This window comes from Aeribacillus sp. FSL W8-0870, from assembly GCF_037963755.1.
GTDB classification, from domain to species: Bacteria; Bacillota; Bacilli; order Bacillales; family Aeribacillaceae; genus Aeribacillus; species Aeribacillus composti.
On the sequence record NZ_CP150165.1, the window covers coordinates 2,572,639 to 2,590,205 of the forward strand.

Consider the following 17,567-nt stretch of genomic DNA (forward strand, 5'->3'; position numbering starts at 1 on the left):
TGGATTTATAATGAGTCAACAATATAAATCGAGGGAAGAAAGACGAAAAGCTTTAGCAAGTAAGAAAAAAAAGCCGAAGAAAAAAGGAATCGCAAGAAAAATTGTGTTTTTCATTCTTTTGTTAGGGCTCGTAGGCATCATTGGAGGAACATCGACATTTGCTTATTTTGCAGCAACAGCACCTCCTCTAAATGATGATCTTTTAAAAGGAAATATGTCATCAAAAGTATATGACAAGGACGGAAATGAAATAGGTGAAGTCGGTTCGGAAAAACGGACATATGTGAAAATCGATGAAATTCCGCAAGTTGTAAAAGATGCGTTTATTGCTACGGAAGATGTTCGATTTTATAAACATAACGGAATCGATCCAATTCGTATTGGAGGCGCTGTAATTGCCAACTTTAAAGAAGGATTCGGTTCTGAAGGTGCAAGTACAATTACGCAGCAGCTTGTCAAGCTTTCCTTTTTATCTCTTGACAAAACAGTAAAAAGAAAAGCTCAAGAAGCATGGCTTGCCTTGCAAGTGGAGCAAAAATATTCAAAAGATGAAATACTTGAAATGTATTTAAACAGAATTTATTATCCCGGCAACTATTACGGCGTCGCAAGAGCTACGGAAGCTTTCTTCGGGAAGGATCTTAAAGACATCACGCTGTCTGAAGCGGCAATGCTGGCTGGGATGATTAAAAATCCTGATCTATACAACCCTAGAAAAAATCCCGATCTGGCGGAAAAGCGCCGCAATGTTGTCTTAAATTTAATGGTTAAAAACGGATTTATCAGTGAAGAGGAAGCGGCAAAAGCTAAACAAACATCCATCACAGAATCATTAGTTGAACCAAAACAGCAGCAAAACAAATATCATGCCTTTATTGAACATGCGATTGAAGAAGTAAGAAAAAAGCTTGGCGTTGATCCAAGCTCAGCAGGATTAAAAATCTATACAACAATCGATACAGATGCTCAAGAATATGTTGAACAATTATTGAACGGCGATGAAATCAGTTATCCGAGCAAATATTTTCAGGCTGGAATTGCTCTAATCGACACGACAACAGGTGAAATACGCGCTATCGGCGGCGGGAGAAACCAACCGATTGGCGGATTTAACTATGCTGTTGATTTAAAACGGCAGCCTGGTTCAACCATTAAGCCTATTTTAGATTACGGCCCTGCCATTGAGCATTTAAAATGGTCAACGTATCACCAAATCGTTGATGAGCCGTACACGTATTCAAACGGAAAACCAATAAACAACTATGACCGCAGCTATAAAGGGCAGATGTCAATCAGAGAAGCATTGGCTGATTCAAGAAACATCCCAGCATTAAAGGCGTTTCAAGAGGTTGGTGAATCGAGGGCAAAAGCATTTGCCGAGAAATTGGGAATTAAAATCGATAAAATTACAGAAGCATATGCAATCGGCGGATTTGAACACGGCATATCCCCTCTTCAATTGGCGGGGGCTTACAGCGCCTTTGGCAACAACGGTATATACAATGAACCATATTCCGTAACAAAGGTTGTTTTTGTTGATGGAACAAAAGCTGATTTAACACCAGATCCGGTCGAAGCAATGAGCGATTACACAGCATTTATGATCACCGATATGTTAAAAACCGTTGTAGAACGAGGAACCGGTACAAGAGCTCGGGTGCCTGGCTTGAATATTGCCGGCAAAACGGGTTCAACGAACTTTACAGAGCAAGAAAAAGCAAAATATCATCCGGAGCGCGGTGCAGCAAAAGACAATTGGTTTGTCGGCTATACACCAAAATACACAGCTGCTGTTTGGACTGGATATGAGAAAAATGAAGAGAAAATGTATATAACAAAAAGGGAACAACAAATTGCCAGAGACATCTTTAGAAAGCTAATGCGGCATGTATCTGACGGGGATTCATCCGATTTCAAACAGCCGAAAAGCGTGGTGAAAAAGGCAATCGAAAAAGGATCTAATCCGGCGAAGCTTGCAAGCAAATATACGCCAAAAAATATGATTACGTACGAATATTTTGTAAGAGGCGAAGAGCCGACAAAAGTTTCAACGAAATATGAAAAGCTGGACAAACCGTCAGGCCTATCCATCAATTATGATCAAAAAACGAATGCAGTGAAGCTTAGCTGGAATCACAGTGAATCGGACGTTTCATTTGAAGTGAGCGCCTCGATCGATAACGCTGCTTCCAAAGTATTAACGACTACAAAAGACAAATCGTATGTCTTGTCAAATGTGAAACCTGGTTCTGTATATAAATTCAGCGTTACAGCTGTAAGGGACAGCATGCGAAGCGATCCTGCAAGCGCAATGATCGAAATACCTTCTGTGGAGGAAGAGGAGCAAGAAGAATTACCAGATGAATTAACGCCGCCGCCTGAACAGGAACAAAATGAAGGACAAGATGAAGAGGATCAATTGGAGAACGAAAATGACAATGAACAAAATAACGGGCAAAATGAAGAGGAAAATCAAAACGAGAATCCTGAACAGCCGCAGACGCCAAATGACAGTACACAAAACGGCAATCAAGGCGGCGGACCTACTCCTCCTCAAGATCCAGGCAATAACTTCAATCGTTCACAAACGGGTGGAAACGGAAATTCACAAACCGAAACGCCTGCTGTTCAGCAATGAAAATAAGGGACTGTCCGATAAGTTCCTAAATGGAGCCAGTGAAGAAAAACAGCTCGTTTTTCTCCACTGGCTTTTGTTATAAAAAAAATGAGAGGGCTCGAAAAATTCAGTTACCCTGAATTTTTCGAAGCCCCCTTTTGTTTTGCTTTTTTGATCGCCTGATGTTTATAAAACAATTTTTCCGTTTCTGTAAATAGTTCATTTAATTGAATATATGCATGATATTGAGTAGGCTTTTTTAAAATAAACGTTAGACGATCTTCAATATTGACGGGAGCTATATCCAGCTTCTTTATTTCGTCTAATTGCAGTGAATGAACCGGCTTTTCATTGAGCCAATAAAGAAGTTGGATATAGAGGCAGATCCCTGTCATCATTTTTTGTCGATCCATTTTAAACGGTTTTGTTATCGTGCGTTGAATCTCGGTTTGAATTTCCTTCCACTGCTTAAAAAGCTTGGGCAAAAATTGCTCGCTCGCCTCCCATGGTCTCGTATCATCCATTCCAGCCAAATATTGAAGATCATAATAAAAAAAATCAGTTGGATGCAAATATACAGATTCCTCGTCAAAAAATGCAGTATTTTGAAATTGCTCAGGGAGATGAAACATCTTCCTATCGTGCATTTTTTATGCCTTTCCTTTCATTCTTTTTTCCCCTTCTCTGCACAAATAAAGAAGAGGACATTCATGACACTTTGGTGATTGGGCTTTGCAATGATACCTTCCAAAAAAAATAAGCCGATGGTGGGTGATTCCCCATTCGTCCTCAGGAACTTTTTCCATCAATGTTTTTTCCACTTCCAATACAGAATCCTTCCAACGGCAAATTCCGAGCCGCTTCGACACCCGTTCAACGTGTGTATCGACGGCGATGGCAGGTTTTCCAAACGCAACAGATAAAACAACGTTTGCCGTTTTCCTTCCTACTCCAGGAAGGCTCATTAATTCCTCTCTAGTTTCCGGCACTTTTCGGTCAAATTCTTCAATTAACATTTTGCATAATTTTTGAATATTTTTCGCTTTGTTACGATAAAGACCGATGGAGCGAATATCTTGTTCTAATTCCTCCAACGGGACAGACAAATAATCATCAGGTGTTTTATATTTTTGAAACAAATTTTTTGTTACTTTATTGACTAACGCATCCGTGCATTGAGCAGACAAAACGACAGCAATGACCAGTTCAAAAGGATTGCTGTGTACAAGCTCGCAATGAGCATCAGGAAACATTTTCCCGATAACCTCTAAGCATTCTTTTACTTTCTTTTTTGATAGCATGTACCATCACCTTTCAATCAGCTTGAACGAGGAAAAAAATTTTAGTTTTCCAGCCAGTTGTAGAAAGGCACCTTCCTTTTATATTCTTGCTCCCCTTGAGTAGACTGCTTTTGTTTTTGATTGAATTCATGAAATTTTTGTGAATGCTTCTTAGCTTGTTCAATTGTTTTGATTCCATTCTTCTTCCATTCAAATAAAATCCGGTCAATATATCGAAAATTTAATTTTCCGGAGATCACCGCTTCCCTTAATGCAGAAATGATAATATCGGGATCATGATGATCTTGGTCGATCCAAAAAGCTAACGTTTCGCACTCAATCGGGGAAAGAGGTCGTCCAAATTCTTGTTCAAAGATGGTGTATAATTGATTTTCCTTTTCTACTTTTTCTTGATCTTGGTCCATGACGACTACATCATACAACTTTTCCCATAGCTGTTTTAAAGAATATTTCTCATAAATCATCCCGTTTTGCTCAAATTCCTCTATCGTTAAAAAACCTCTCTGAACTAAACTCCGAAGCAATTTGACACATTCCGCCGTTGTGATTGTCATATGGTCGGAAAGTTCTGTAGGAGTTGGAAAAGCATTTCCTTTTTGAATGTGGGAATGTACGTGCAAAAGGAGAACAAATTCTTTTTCTGACAAACCTAAATCGGCATAATTCCGCAGCAGTATATTGGGAACGGTCAGTGATCCATCTTCCACTAATTCGGTGAACTGTTTTTTCTTCATATTTCGACACCTCAAAATAAGTATACCATGATTGCGGCCATTCATGGCTTCAGAATGCATGGTTGAAAAACGAAACCTCCTGAAGATAGGAGGCTTCATGCAGTTTACGGATATAAACGATTTAATAAACGCGGAAATGGAATCGTTTCACGAACATGTTCGATACCGCATATCCAAGCAACAGTTCGTTCAAGTCCAAGGCCGAAGCCGGAATGAGGTACGGATCCGTATTGCCGCAGCTCAAGATACCATTTATAAGCTGCTTCGTCCAGATGATGCTCTTCAAGACGTTTTTTTAATAAATGATAATCATGGATGCGTTCAGATCCGCCGATGATTTCTCCGTACCCTTCAGGAGCGATTAAATCCGCGCACAGAACAACCTCTGGTCGATTTGGATCAGGCTGCATATAAAAAGGTTTTAAGCTTGTCGGATAATGTGTAATGAAAACTGGTTTATCAAAGCTTTCCGCGATCGCTGTTTCATGCGGCGAACCAAAATCGTCCCCCCATGCGATGTCGTTGAATCCTTTCTTATGCAGCAGCGCGATAGCGTCGTCGTATGTTATTTTCGGGAACGGAGGAACAACCTGCTCCAGCTTGGAAATGTCACGTTCTAATGTTTTCAATTCAAGTGAACAATTTTTTAATACCGATTGCACAATATGGGAAACGTACTGCTCCTGCAGCTGCAAATTGTCTTCAAATTGATAAAACGCCATTTCCGGTTCAATCATCCAAAATTCAATTAAATGACGGCGCGTTTTCGATTTTTCAGCCCGGAATGTCGGCCCGAATGAAAATACTTTGCCTAAGGCCATAGCAGCTGCTTCCATATACAGCTGACCACTCTGCGAAAGGTAAGCATCTTCATCAAAATATTTCGTATGAAACAATTCCGTCGTTCCTTCAGGCGCACTTCCGGTCAAAATAGGGGGATCCACTTTGACAAACCCTTGATCATTAAAAAATTCATAAGTGGCACGGATGAGTTCGTTGCGCACTTTCATAATGGCGTGCTGGCGCTTTGATCGAAGCCAAAGGTGGCGATTGTCCATTAAAAATTCAGTACCGTGTTCTTTCGGCGTAATCGGATAATCGCTTGCTTCATGAATAATTTCTATATTTTCAACGCCAAGCTCATATCCAAAAGGTGAACGTTCATCCACTCTCACAACTCCTGTGACATACAAAGAGCTTTCTTGTGTGAGTTGTTTTGCTTTTTTAAATATTTCTTCATCCACCTTCGATTTTTCAACAACCCCTTGAATAAAGCCTGTTCCATCCCGAAGCTGCAAAAAAGCAATTTTTCCGCTTGATCGCTTATTCGCCAACCAGCAGCCGATTGTTACTTGTTCTCCGACATGGTTTTTAACATTTGAAATTGTTGTTTTCACAGCTTTACCCTCCATATGAAACCGCCTTTTTATTCGATGCTTTCTATTATACATATGTTATTCCTTTTTTTTTAATAAAGGAAACCAGCGAAAAAGCCGGCTGAACCACCGGCTATTGACAATCTTTACTGTTTATGATTGTTGACAAAGCGATCAATACGTTCAATCGCTTTATTTAAAAGTTCTAGCGATGTCGCATACGATAATCTTACATTATCTGGAGCACCGAAGCCGCTTCCTGGTACTAGCGCTACCTTTTCCTCTTCCAAGAGCGCCTCGACAAATTCGTCAACATTACGAAAACCTGTTATCTCTGCTGCTTCTTTTGCATTTGGAAATAAATAAAATGCTCCTTGCGGTTTAATGCACGAGAAACCAGGTATTTGCACAAGTTTTTCGTAAATGATATTTAAACGGTCTTCAAAAGCTCTTCTCATTATTTCGACCGGTTCTTGAGGTCCCTCATACGCCGCGATCGCAGCATATTGAGCAATTGAAGTCGGATTTGAAGTGCTGTGGCTCGCTAGGTTCGTCATAGCTTGAATAATGCGCTCATTGCCCGCCGCATAACCAATTCTCCATCCTGTCATTGAATGGGATTTCGATACACCATTAATAATAATTGTTTTTTCTTTTACTTCAGGAGAAATTTGAGCGATGGACACATGTTCATTTTCTCCGTATACTAATTTTTCATAAATTTCATCGGAAACGATAATAAGATCATGGCTAAGGCAAACCTCCGCCAATTCTTTCAACTCATCCCGCGTATAGATCATGCCGGTCGGGTTGCTCGGAGAATTGATAATCACCGCTTTTGTTTTGTTTGTGATCGCTTGCTGCAGCTGATCAGGCGTAATTTTAAATCGATTTTCTTCCCTTCCCTCTACAAATACTGGAGCTCCGCCTGCAAGCTTCACTTGTTCCGGATAGCTTACCCAGTATGGAGAAGGAATGATCACTTCATCACCATCGTCAAGAATAGCTTGGAACAATGTATATAAAGCGTGTTTAGCGCCTGTTGAAACAATAATTTCAGACGGTTTATATTCTAAATGCTGGTCTTTTTTAAATTTTTCTATAATTGCCTCTTTCAATGATATAAGTCCTCCAGAAGGCGTATACTTCGTATGTCCTTCTTTCATCGCTTTTTCTGCAGCGTCTAAAATATGATCAGGAGTGTTAAAATCCGGCTCGCCTGCCCCAAGGCCAATCACATCATGCCCGGCTGCTTTCAATTCTTTTGCTTTTGCAGTGATCGCCAGTGTAGATGAAGGTGTTAAAGTTGATACGCGTTTAGATAAATTCACTTTTACAATGCTCCCTTCTTATTGCTTAATGCTGTACATTTTATAAACTCTGTCATCCGTAAAGCTAACAATAAAATATGTATAACGGTTTTGTTGGTCAATATATTGGACCTCCCAAACCGGTATATCCCATTTTTTCGAATCTGTATCATCATACCCAAGCATGATTTTCTTTATTTTCTTCGGCTTGCTGTTGTCAATGTTTTGAATCAATTGAAGTACGTCGTCTTTGCTCAAGCCTTCCTTCGCTTTTTTAATTAAAATTTTATCCGTGTTCCCCTTTTTCATCCAGCCGATAATTTTTTCGCCTTTTTTATTTTTCCCTTGAATGATATAGTAAACATTTCGATTATAAAATGTGTTGACTTCATCGATCGATGCAAAGCCATGCTCCTTCGCAGCTTGTATAGCTGTTTCGTGTCCTTTTGTTTTATCTTCTTTTGCACTATTATAAAGAAAAGCAAACGTCACCACTAAAAAGATAAGAGCGCATATAAAAGAAATAAAAATTTTTCCTTTCATTATGATCACCGATTATGTTCTATAAATAGTAAAAACCGCTTTATTTGGATCTTTGCTGTCAAGGGCTAATCCGAATAATAAATGTTCTCTTTTTAATGTCCGATTTAGCAAATCAACTATTTTATACAAATCGTCGGAATGCTCAACCGTAACGGAAGATATAATTTCGATTTTGCTTTCCATGTCAGCTTCCTCCTTTACAAAAACAAAATTTGTAATTCATACTTACAAAGCATCCAGGAAACAATACAGATACAACAGCAATATGTTGTTATCTGTACCCATTATAACAGCTTTACGGCTCACACTAAATAAAATTTCTCCTAGTCCACACCTAATTTTTTGAGGAGCCATCGCTGCTCCTCTTTTTTCTATATGTACAGAAAAGTTATGGCCAATTACGTCCGCAACAGAAAATAGGTCAAGCCCTATCGAAAGCTTAAGAGCCTGACCCTTGTTTATCACATAATCGTGTTCGCCGGTTCCTCTTTAATTAACTCGATGATTTCATTGTTTTCATTCATGATGGCTATCGTTGGACGGTGGTTTTTTAATTGATCTTCATGCACAAGCTTATAGGAAATGATAATGACCACATCACCGACCTGAACAAGCCGGGCAGCCGCACCGTTTAAACAAATGACACCGCTTCCTCTTTTTCCAGGAATCACATACGTTTCAAAGCGTTCGCCATTATTATTATTCACGATTTGCACTTTTTCATTCGGGACAATCCCAACGGCATCTAAAATATCCTGGTCGATCGTAACGGAACCGACATAGTTCAAATTTGCTTCCGTCACCCTTGCACGATGAATTTTTCCGTTCATCATCATACGAAACATGTATGAACCCCCCTTTAGGTCAAATCGATAATAATATTATCGATCAGCCTAGCATGCTTAAATTTTACAGCAATCGCAACGATAATTTTTCCCGTAAGTGCGTTTGGTTTTTTCAAGTCAGGATAAGTCAAAATATCTATATAATCAATTTCTCCGCTCGTCTTTTCCGTTATATACGCTCTCATTTTTTCGATGATGGCTTCTTGATCATGCACTTTGTTCTCAACCATTTCTTTTGCCATTAATAACGATTGATATAAATGAACGGCTTCTTTTCGTTCCTGTTCGTCTAACCGTACGTTTCGAGAGCTTTTGGCCAATCCGTCCTCTTCACGAACCGTTTCCACCGGAACAATTTCAATTGGGAAATTAAGATCTTTTATAAGTGCTGTAACAACGGCAACTTGCTGGGCATCCTTCAAGCCGAAATAGGCTCTGTCTGGAGTTATGATGTGAAACAGCTTTGTTAAAACCGTTGCCACTCCGTCAAAATGTCCCGGTCTTGATTTTCCGCACAAAACGTCAACGCGCTTCGTCACTTTTACTGTGACGGCAGGTTCTTCCGGATACATTTCTTCTTTTGTCGGCGCGAAAAAAAGGTCAACCCCTTTTTGTCTTGCCAGCTCTTCGTCGCGTTTGATATCGCGAGGGTATGTTTGATAGTCTTCATTCGGTCCAAATTGAAGCGGATTCACAAAAACGCTCATCACCGTTACGTCGTTTTCCTGTTTGGCCCGTTCAACCAATGATAAATGACCTTCATGCAAATATCCCATCGTTGGCACAAACCCTATCGTTTTTCCTTCTTTTTTCTTGAGATCGATTTCTTTTTTTATTTCCTCTATCGTAGTGACGATTTTCATTTTCCTTTTCCTCCATATAAGCTTGCAAGTTCCTCTTCATTCATGCGGAACGAATGATCCAACGATGGAAAGTCCCGATTTTTCACTTCATCTTTATAAGCTTCAATCGCTTTTACAATGCTTTCATTTACATTTGCATATTGTTTAACAAACTTCGGCACTCTTTCCACTCCAAATCCAATCAAATCATGAAACACTAACACTTGTCCATCTGTATATTTTCCTGCGCCGATGCCGATGGTTGGAATGGACAGCTCTTTTGTTATTTTTTCCGCCAGCTGAAACGGGATGCATTCCAATACAATGGCAATCGCGCCAGCCTGTTCGCATTTTTTCGCATCTAGCAGCAGCTTTTCTGCACTTTTCGCTTCTTTTCCTTGTACTTTATATCCGCCTAATACACCTACTGACTGAGGAGTCAGTCCGAGGTGGGCAACAACAGGAATGCCGGCATTTGTTAACAGAGATATGACGTCAAAAACAGGCCCTTCCACCTTTAAGGCATCTGCCCCGCTTTGCTGCACCATTTTCTTTGCATTTTGCAGCGTGTCTTCTGTCGAAATATGATACGACATAAAGGGCATATCCGTCACAACAAATGTATTTTTTGCTCCGCGTTTTACAGCCTTCGTATGATGAATCATATCTTCCACCGTTACAGGTACGGTTGAATCATACCCTAAAACGACCATTCCAAGCGAATCGCCGACAAGGATCATATCAACATTTGCCTGTTCAGCAAGCTTAGCGGACGGATAATCGTATGCCGTCATCATCACGATTGGCTCTTGCTTTTGTTTCATTTGAATAAAATCCAGCTTTGTTTTCATAAAAACTCCCCCTCTTTTGTAGTTGCAGAGGGTAAGAACGAACCGATTAAAAAAACCTTCTTTCACTGAGAAAGAAGGATTTTTACCATTTCCTTATTATCGGCTTCTTCATCCCTCTGTCCCAGTCCTTTTGGATCAAGGCAGAATCAATCTTTTAATAATGACAACATGAAACTTTTTTGGTGCAGTTCCAAACAGGATACTGCCCTTTCGTTAAGTATAACAAAATTTCATTGTAAAATATATTTATTTGATATCAATATCTGCTGAATACACTTTTTCTATTTTTCCTTCAGAAGTTTCAATGAGAAGCGCCCCTTCTTCATTAATGCCAAGAGCCTTGCCGACAACTGTTCCGGATAATGTCCGGGCATGGATCGTTTTGTTTAAACTAATGGAATAGCTTTCCCATAAAAGTTTAATCGGTTTAAATCCATGCTCTAAATATGTAGTATACCATTTTTCAAAACGTTCGAGAAACTTTTGAATGATAAGGGCGCGATGAATTTTCTCTCCCTTTTCAATCGCTATGGAGGTGGCGGTATTGCGAATCGCTTCAGGAAATTCATCAATTTGCTGATTTACATTAATACCGATGCCGATGATCACCGAATGCACTTGATCAGCTTCCGCCTCAAGCTCTGTTAAAATTCCGACTGCTTTTTTTCCATTAATCAAAATGTCATTGGGCCATTTAATGGTCGGAGAAAGCCCTGTTGCCTCTTCAATCCCTTCTACGAGAGCAACGGCTGTCAATAAAGTAAGCTGAGGAGTTTTCTGTAAAGGTATGTTCGGCCGCAAAATGATGCTCATCCAAATCCCTGTACCTTTTGGCGAATACCATACTCTAGCCATTCTCCCTCTTCCGCCTGTCTGTTCATCCGCAACTACGAGCGTTCCCTCCTCAACACCTTTCTGCGACAATTCATGGGCAATTTTTTGAGTAGAATCAACCGTATCGTAATATACAATGTTTTGTCCTATAAAATCCGTTTGCAGACCTAATTGTATTTCGTTGGCTGTAATTTTTTCCGGCGTCTTGACTATTCTGTACCCCTTTCTTCGCACCGCCTCGAGGACAAATCCTTCCTTCCTCAATTCCTCAATATGCTTCCATACTGCCGTTCTTGAACAACCGAGCAATTCGCTGATTTTTTGGCCTGAAACATAACCTCCATCAGCTTCAGAAAAAGCTGCTAACAGCTTTCGCCTAATTTCTGATTGCAATTTTTTAACCACTCCTTTATTTCGCCGCTATTATTTTCAATCAATCCATTGACAACCTGTTGTTCAACCAGCGTTAAATATTCCTCCACCCATTTGCCCGGCTTTTTCGGCACGATGTTTAAAATGTCATTCCCCGTTACGGCCAATTCTTTTCTAGAATGGATTGGAAGCTGTTCGTAAGACTTTTGCAGTTTCTGAATGGCTTCTTCGTTTTTTTCTTTTTGCAGCACCTGCCTTATTCTTTCCAGCTGAAGAGCATCCTCAAGCCCTGTCTTATATAAAAGAAAGGCTGTCCAGTCTTTCTCGAAGAGACAATTGAGCAACTCAAGATGTCTGCATACTTTTTTGATCACCCTTCTAGGAAGCTTCCAATTCCGCATAAATGATTCACCATCATCCGTTTCTAAAACGAATAACAAAACAGTCCAGTATTCTTCCCGCTTACACAAATTATGCATTGGATATCTGAGCAGCTTGTTCAACTGTTCTTTCTTTTGTTTTAATCCAGGCATATGTTGATAAACATTCGTAAGAGTTAATAGTTGTATCGCATCATTTGCGGAAGCTCCAGCCAGAAGCTTTTCAAATTCAGCAGTTATTCGCTCGATCGATATGTTCTGAAGAAGCTTATGCCAAACGGTTATGGCTTGCAAAGTTTTTTCTTCAAGCCGAAAGGACAATTGGCTGACAAATCTTAAAGCGCGCAGCATTCTTAACGCATCTTCGGAAAAGCGTTCATACGGATCTCCCACTGTACGAATCATGCGGTTTTCTAAATCTTCCATGCCATTGACATAATCTAAAATGCGCCCGTTTTTGTCCATCGCCAAAGCATTAATTGTAAAATCGCGCCGCTTTAAATCTTCTTGCAGCGAGCTGACAAAACGGACATATTTAGGTCTTCGATACTCTTCGTATTCCCCTTCCGTCCGAAAAGTCGTCACTTCATACGGCTTTCCATTATGAAGAACGATGACTGTACCATGCTGCACCCCAACATCAATTGTTTTCGGAAAAATTTTTTGAATCTCATCAGGCTTTGCTGATGTGGCAATGTCGATATCCCCGATCTTCCGATTCAGCAATAAATCACGAACAGAACCGCCGACAAAATACGCTTCATGGCCATGCTCATTTAATTGTTCTATAATCGGTATTGCCTCCACAAATTCTGCTTTCATGTTGGAACTCCTTCAGATAGTAATTCAAAATAAATTTGCTCATATGTTGACACAATTTTTTCAGAATGAAATTTTTCTCTGACAAGCAGTATCGCATTTTCTGACATTTTTTGATGAAGTGTTTGATCTTCCAATAAGCGAATCGATTTTTCGGCGGTATCCTCAATATCGCCAAGCTCAACAATATAGCCTGTTTTATGATCTTCAATTACTTCCGGTATGCCGCCGATCCTCGTTCCAATACAGGGAACTCCGCAAGCCATCGCTTCCAATAAAACTAATCCAAAGCTTTCTTTTTCTGACAGCAGCAATTTTAAATCACTGATGGAATACAATTGATCTAAGTTTTCTTGCTTCCCCAAAAACAGCACATGATCTTCCAATTGCAGCTGTTTCACTAATTTCATGACAATCGACACTTCCGGTCCGTCGCCGACCAGCAACAGCTTCGATGGGACTTCCTGTCGGATGAGGGCAAATGCTTTGACGACATCAGGAACTCGCTTCACTTGCCGAAAATTTGATACGTGTATAAGCACTTTTTCATCATCTTGAATCCCGTACTCTCTTTTTAATGAAGGCAAATGTTTTTTATGATAAATTCGTTCATCAATAAAATTGTAAACCGTTTCAATCTCTTTTTTAGGCTCCAATAAATCATATGTTTGTTCAACGAGCGCCTTTGATACGGCTGTAACGCGGTCCGAAGCTTCAATCCCAAATTTGATCGCTATGGAGAGCGTCGGATCATATCCTAGCACAGTAATATCAGTACCATGAAGAGTTGTGACGATTTTTATTTTTCCCCCAACCATTTGTTTAGCCAAAAAAGCGCAAATCGCATGAGGCACAGCATAATGAACGTGCAAAATATCTAAATTTTCCCTCTCAATGACTTCGGCAATTTTGCTGGATAAAGCGAGATCATATGGAGGATATTTAAAAACAGAGTATTGATTAACTTCCACTTCATGAAAATAAATGTTGTGATAAACCTTATTCAGCCTGAATGGCATGCTGGAGGAAATAAAGTGAATTTCATGCCCTCTTTCTGCAAGCAATTTTCCAAGCTCTGTCGCCACCACGCCTGATCCTCCAACAGACGGGTAGCAAGTAATGCCAATTTTCAATTTTTTCATTCATTATCACCAGGAAAGGATATTTTCAAAACTATGATTTCTGCTCAATTTTTCTCGTGGATGATGTTTCTCCATGTAAAATCTCCCCGTTCAAGCCCCTTTACTAATATTTCCGCAGTGCCCATATTGGTTGCCAGGGGGATTGCATACACATCGCATAGACGGATAAGGGCAGAAACGTCCGGTTCATGAGGCTGGGCAGTCAGCGGGTCGCGAAAAAAGAAGACGGCATCCATTTCGTTTTTCGCGACTAATGCACCAATTTCTTGGTCGCCTCCAAGCGGACCGGATTGGAAGCGGTGAATTTTCAGTCCAGTTGCTTCCTGTATTCTTAAGCCTGTTGTGCCTGTTGCAAATAAATCATGCTTTTCTAATATATGTTTATAAGCAATGGTAAATTGAACCATATCGTCCTTTTTCTTATCGTGAGCAATGAGTGCAATCTTCATATATTTCCCCCTCATTCAATAATGTTTTCCAACCCGTAAACGAGCGTATCGATCTTCATCACGGTTTCAACGGAAAGCTTTACTCCTGACATAAAAGACGCACGATTATAGGAATCATGGCGAATTTTCAGCGTTTGACCGTCACCGCCAAACAAAACCTCTTGATGAGCCACTAACCCTGGAAGACGAACGCTGTGGATATGAATGCCATTCCATTCGCCGCCTCTTGCTCCTTTGATCGTTTCCTTTTCCTCCGGATGTCCTTGCTTTTTATTTCCGCGAACTTCATAAATCATTTCAGCCGTTTTGATTCCAGTTCCAGAAGGTGCATCAAGCTTTTTATCATGATGCATTTCGATGATTTCAACATCAGGGAAGTATCTGGCCGCCATTTTTGCAAATTTCATCATCAGTACAGCTCCAATCGCAAAATTTGGCGCGATAATTGCCCCGATTCCTTTTTCTTCCGCTAATTTTCTCAATTCCTGCAAGTCTTCTTCCTGAAAGCCGGTAGTTCCTACTACAGGGCGTACGCCGTGCTCCAGCGCAAGCTTTGTATGTATTTTTCCAACCTCTGGTGTTGTCAAATCAATCAACACGTCTGGCGATGTTTCTGCAAAGCATTGTTCAGGGTTTGTATAGGTGCGGACTTGATCTTGAAACCATTCGCCATCATTTATTTTGTCTAGTACAGCTGAAAGTGTAAAATGCTCTGTTTCATTTACCAGTTTTACTGCCTCTTGCCCCATGCGTCCTCTTGGGCCGGCAATGACGATCTTAATTTGTTCCATTATTCCATCACCTTTCTATTTTTTTGTCCATCTGTTTCGATCTCTAGTTTGAAATTTATGCATGACGCGATCGTGCGCCTTTTCAAGATCAATGTTTAAAGAATTGGCCAAGCAAATGATGACAAACAATAAATCGCCAATTTCCTCTTCAATTTCTTTCTCTTTCTCCGTTTCTTTTTTTGGCTTTTCCCCATAGTAATGATTAATTTCTCTTGCAAGCTCACCAAGCTCTTCTGTTAATCGCGCAAGCATCGCCAGCGGGCTGAAATAGCCTTCCTTAAATTGGGATATGTAATCATCTACTTCTTTTTGCAGGTCTTTAATTGTTTTACGTTCCATTAGGCAACCACCTCATTTGTCTTCTCTTTCATGTTAGCTAATTCCTTGCCATTTGACAATGAAAAGAAATGTCGATTGAATTGTAACATACAAACTGATCCATTATAATTAAAAACATCGAAAAAAATAGGAGGTGGGAGTTTGTTGCCATTTAAATTGAAAAACCTCTTTTTTATATTGCTCGGATCCGCTATTTTCTCGTTTGGACTCGTTCATTTTAATATGCAAAACAATTTAGCTGAAGGCGGTTTTACTGGTATTACGCTCCTTTTATTTTTTTTGTTTCAAATCAACCCCTCTATTTCCAATCTTGTATTGAATGTACCCATTTTTTTTATTGGATGGAAGCTTTTAGGGAAGACGACTTTTTTGTATACATTAATTGGAACGATTTCGGTTTCGTTCTTTTTATGGATTTTTCAGCTGCATCCATTTCATATTCCTCTACATGAAGATTTAACATTGGCGGCTCTGTTTGCAGGAGTTTTCATCGGCGTTGGACTAGGGATTATTTTTCGCTATGGCGGAACAACAGGTGGAGTTGATATCATTGCTCGTCTTGTTTATAAATTTTTCGGCATCAGCATGGGAAAAACAATGTTTTTATTTGACGCGTGCGTGATCACTTTATCGTCCATTTTTTATTTATCCTATCGCGAAGCCATGTACACATTAGTGGCTGTTTTTATCGGAACAAGAGTCATTGATTTTATTCAGGAAGGTGCCTATAGAGCAAAAGCAGCGACCATCATATCGGAGAAACATGAGGAAATTGCCGAAAAAATCATGAAGGATATGGATCGCGGAGTGACCATTTTAAAAGGACAAGGTTCGTTTACAAAACAGAATCGGAATATTTTATATTGCGTCGTTGCCAAAAATGAATTTGTCAAGCTGAAACAAGTTATTACAGCTGTCGACCCTCATGCGTTTGTTGTCGTCAGCGACGTTCATGATGTACTCGGTGAGGGCTTTACCCTTGATGAAAATAAAAATCCGATTGAGCACTAACGCGTTTCTTGTCGTCAACGATGTTTATGATGCTCAAGAAGGATTTACCCTTCATGAAAACAAAAACTTGTTTAAGCACTGACAGGGGCTGTCCAGAAAGTCAAATCCCTTTTGAAAACAAAAAATCATAAACATCGATATATCAACGTTTCTAAAACATAAAAGGGGGCTGTCAATAAGCCAAAAAACGACTTATTAGACAGCCACGCACTCTAGTTCTCTTTTCTTTTATCTGTTTTTTCTCCTTTGTATTTTTTCCATCCTGTATAAGCTAGTGCAATAAAAATGACGCTGCCCGTTGAAAACATCACCCATAACAGCGATGGATCTGCTTCGTCGTTTTTGACGCGATCAAAAATGTTTTTTAAGTCTTTTTCGATTTCCATCATATGCTTCTGTCTTGTCTTTTTCGAAATTTCAAAAAACATTTTGTCGTTTACTGCTGAAATATGTGTTTCAATCTTATCAATGTTTTTGCTGTCAACATCAACGGTAAGGCTTGGATAAATAACGGAGTACAGTGACAAAAAACGATTCCACTCATGCTGAAAAGCCGCCCAATCCTCTTTTTCCATTTCCGTTTTTAATTCTGCAAATGTCGTCATGATCGGTTCTTCCATTGTGCTCCAGAGCGGCTGGTGTTCAGACAAAATTGCATCAACAACAAGCCGGAATTGAGTGACTTTGTCGATCCGATCTTCATAGCTCATTCCATCGTTCTCAACGGCATCCAACGCTTTTTCGTAAGAAGCAGAAATGACCCGAAGCTCATTTATTGATAAGCGGTTTTCAACATTATTTTCTTTAAATTCGTTTTCAAGAAATAATAACAGCTGCTTCGCTTCATCAAACTTTTTTTGCTTTGAAAGCTGCCACGCATAATTCGTCATGACATCCAATGTTTCCCAATTGTTTTTTTCTTTTGCATTGATCGGTATTTGAAGCAGGAAAAAAAGCAAGAGAACAATCAACGTACTGATCCATTTTTTCATTCTTGTCCCCCCTATAACT

19 protein-coding genes are annotated in these 17,567 nt (G+C 39.8%); 2 read left to right on the forward strand and 17 right to left on the reverse strand.

The window, feature by feature from the left end:
* The first annotated feature begins 10 nt into the window (after nucleotides 1-10).
* Nucleotides 11-2,638, forward strand: coding sequence for a PBP1A family penicillin-binding protein (locus tag NSU02_RS12445; protein ID WP_339192990.1), 2,628 nt, complete (start codon nucleotides 11-13; stop codon nucleotides 2,636-2,638).
* 110 nt (nucleotides 2,639-2,748) lie between these two features.
* On the opposite strand, the gene NSU02_RS12450 is transcribed toward NSU02_RS12445, so the two are convergent.
* From NSU02_RS12450 to NSU02_RS12525, 16 genes are all read right to left on the reverse strand, one after another.
* Nucleotides 2,749-3,264, reverse strand: coding sequence for a YpoC family protein (locus tag NSU02_RS12450; protein WP_133309192.1), 516 nt, complete (start codon nucleotides 3,262-3,264; stop codon nucleotides 2,749-2,751).
* 3 nt (nucleotides 3,265-3,267) lie between these two features.
* Nucleotides 3,268-3,918: an endonuclease III gene (gene nth, locus NSU02_RS12455; RefSeq protein WP_063388548.1), complete on the reverse strand. Its 651-nt coding sequence runs from the start codon at nucleotides 3,916-3,918 to the stop codon at nucleotides 3,268-3,270.
* Between the two features lie 41 nt (nucleotides 3,919-3,959).
* Entirely contained in the window at nucleotides 3,960-4,652 is a 693-nt protein-coding gene (locus tag NSU02_RS12460) for a DnaD domain-containing protein (protein WP_063388653.1), read from the reverse strand.
* A 104-nt stretch (nucleotides 4,653-4,756) separates the two neighbouring features.
* On the reverse strand, nucleotides 4,757-6,049 hold the full coding sequence (asnS, locus tag NSU02_RS12465; protein WP_063388654.1) for an asparagine--tRNA ligase: 1,293 nt from the start codon (nucleotides 6,047-6,049) through the stop codon (nucleotides 4,757-4,759).
* 125 nt (nucleotides 6,050-6,174) lie between these two features.
* Complete coding sequence (locus tag NSU02_RS12470; protein WP_339192991.1) at nucleotides 6,175-7,359, reverse strand: pyridoxal phosphate-dependent aminotransferase; 1,185 nt, start codon at nucleotides 7,357-7,359, stop codon at nucleotides 6,175-6,177.
* An 18-nt stretch (nucleotides 7,360-7,377) separates the two neighbouring features.
* Complete coding sequence (locus NSU02_RS12475) at nucleotides 7,378-7,881, reverse strand: DUF5590 domain-containing protein (protein ID WP_063388550.1); 504 nt, start codon at nucleotides 7,879-7,881, stop codon at nucleotides 7,378-7,380.
* Between the two features lie 12 nt (nucleotides 7,882-7,893).
* Nucleotides 7,894-8,064 (reverse strand): YpmA family protein, encoded by a 171-nt coding sequence (locus NSU02_RS12480; RefSeq protein WP_065095534.1) that lies wholly within the window; start codon nucleotides 8,062-8,064, stop codon nucleotides 7,894-7,896.
* A 278-nt stretch (nucleotides 8,065-8,342) separates the two neighbouring features.
* Nucleotides 8,343-8,726: an aspartate 1-decarboxylase gene (panD, locus tag NSU02_RS12485; RefSeq protein ID WP_063388552.1), complete on the reverse strand. Its 384-nt coding sequence runs from the start codon at nucleotides 8,724-8,726 to the stop codon at nucleotides 8,343-8,345.
* 14 nt (nucleotides 8,727-8,740) lie between these two features.
* Nucleotides 8,741-9,589, reverse strand: coding sequence for a pantoate--beta-alanine ligase (gene panC, locus NSU02_RS12490; protein WP_063388553.1), 849 nt, complete (start codon nucleotides 9,587-9,589; stop codon nucleotides 8,741-8,743).
* Complete coding sequence (gene panB, locus NSU02_RS12495) at nucleotides 9,586-10,419, reverse strand: 3-methyl-2-oxobutanoate hydroxymethyltransferase (RefSeq protein WP_063388554.1); 834 nt, start codon at nucleotides 10,417-10,419, stop codon at nucleotides 9,586-9,588. Before panB ends, panC begins: the two co-directional genes overlap by 4 nt.
* Before the next feature lie 246 nt (nucleotides 10,420-10,665).
* Nucleotides 10,666-11,646: a biotin--[acetyl-CoA-carboxylase] ligase gene (locus NSU02_RS12500; protein ID WP_117016804.1), complete on the reverse strand. Its 981-nt coding sequence runs from the start codon at nucleotides 11,644-11,646 to the stop codon at nucleotides 10,666-10,668.
* The gene (locus NSU02_RS12505; protein WP_130156202.1) at nucleotides 11,616-12,827 is read right to left on the reverse strand and encodes a CCA tRNA nucleotidyltransferase; all 1,212 of its coding nucleotides are present in this window, start codon (nucleotides 12,825-12,827) and stop codon (nucleotides 11,616-11,618) included. The genes NSU02_RS12500 and NSU02_RS12505 overlap by 31 nt, the downstream gene beginning before the upstream one ends.
* Nucleotides 12,824-13,966, reverse strand: coding sequence for an N-acetyl-alpha-D-glucosaminyl L-malate synthase BshA (gene bshA, locus NSU02_RS12510; protein WP_063388557.1), 1,143 nt, complete (start codon nucleotides 13,964-13,966; stop codon nucleotides 12,824-12,826). The genes NSU02_RS12505 and bshA overlap by 4 nt, the downstream gene beginning before the upstream one ends.
* A gap of 44 nt (nucleotides 13,967-14,010) precedes the next feature.
* Nucleotides 14,011-14,415: a methylglyoxal synthase gene (gene mgsA / locus NSU02_RS12515; RefSeq protein ID WP_063388558.1), complete on the reverse strand. Its 405-nt coding sequence runs from the start codon at nucleotides 14,413-14,415 to the stop codon at nucleotides 14,011-14,013.
* 11 nt (nucleotides 14,416-14,426) lie between these two features.
* Complete coding sequence (gene dapB / locus NSU02_RS12520; protein WP_063388559.1) at nucleotides 14,427-15,206, reverse strand: 4-hydroxy-tetrahydrodipicolinate reductase; 780 nt, start codon at nucleotides 15,204-15,206, stop codon at nucleotides 14,427-14,429.
* 15 nt (nucleotides 15,207-15,221) lie between these two features.
* Nucleotides 15,222-15,545 (reverse strand): nucleotide pyrophosphohydrolase, encoded by a 324-nt coding sequence (locus NSU02_RS12525; RefSeq protein ID WP_063388560.1) that lies wholly within the window; start codon nucleotides 15,543-15,545, stop codon nucleotides 15,222-15,224.
* A 141-nt stretch (nucleotides 15,546-15,686) separates the two neighbouring features.
* Here NSU02_RS12525 and NSU02_RS12530 point away from each other — a divergent pair, with 141 nt between their 5' ends.
* Nucleotides 15,687-16,556: a YitT family protein gene (locus NSU02_RS12530; RefSeq protein WP_094246122.1), complete on the forward strand. Its 870-nt coding sequence runs from the start codon at nucleotides 15,687-15,689 to the stop codon at nucleotides 16,554-16,556.
* 212 nt (nucleotides 16,557-16,768) lie between these two features.
* On the opposite strand, the gene ypjB is transcribed toward NSU02_RS12530, so the two are convergent.
* Complete coding sequence (gene ypjB, locus NSU02_RS12535; protein WP_063388562.1) at nucleotides 16,769-17,548, reverse strand: sporulation protein YpjB; 780 nt, start codon at nucleotides 17,546-17,548, stop codon at nucleotides 16,769-16,771.
* Nucleotides 17,549-17,567: the final 19 nt, after the last annotated feature.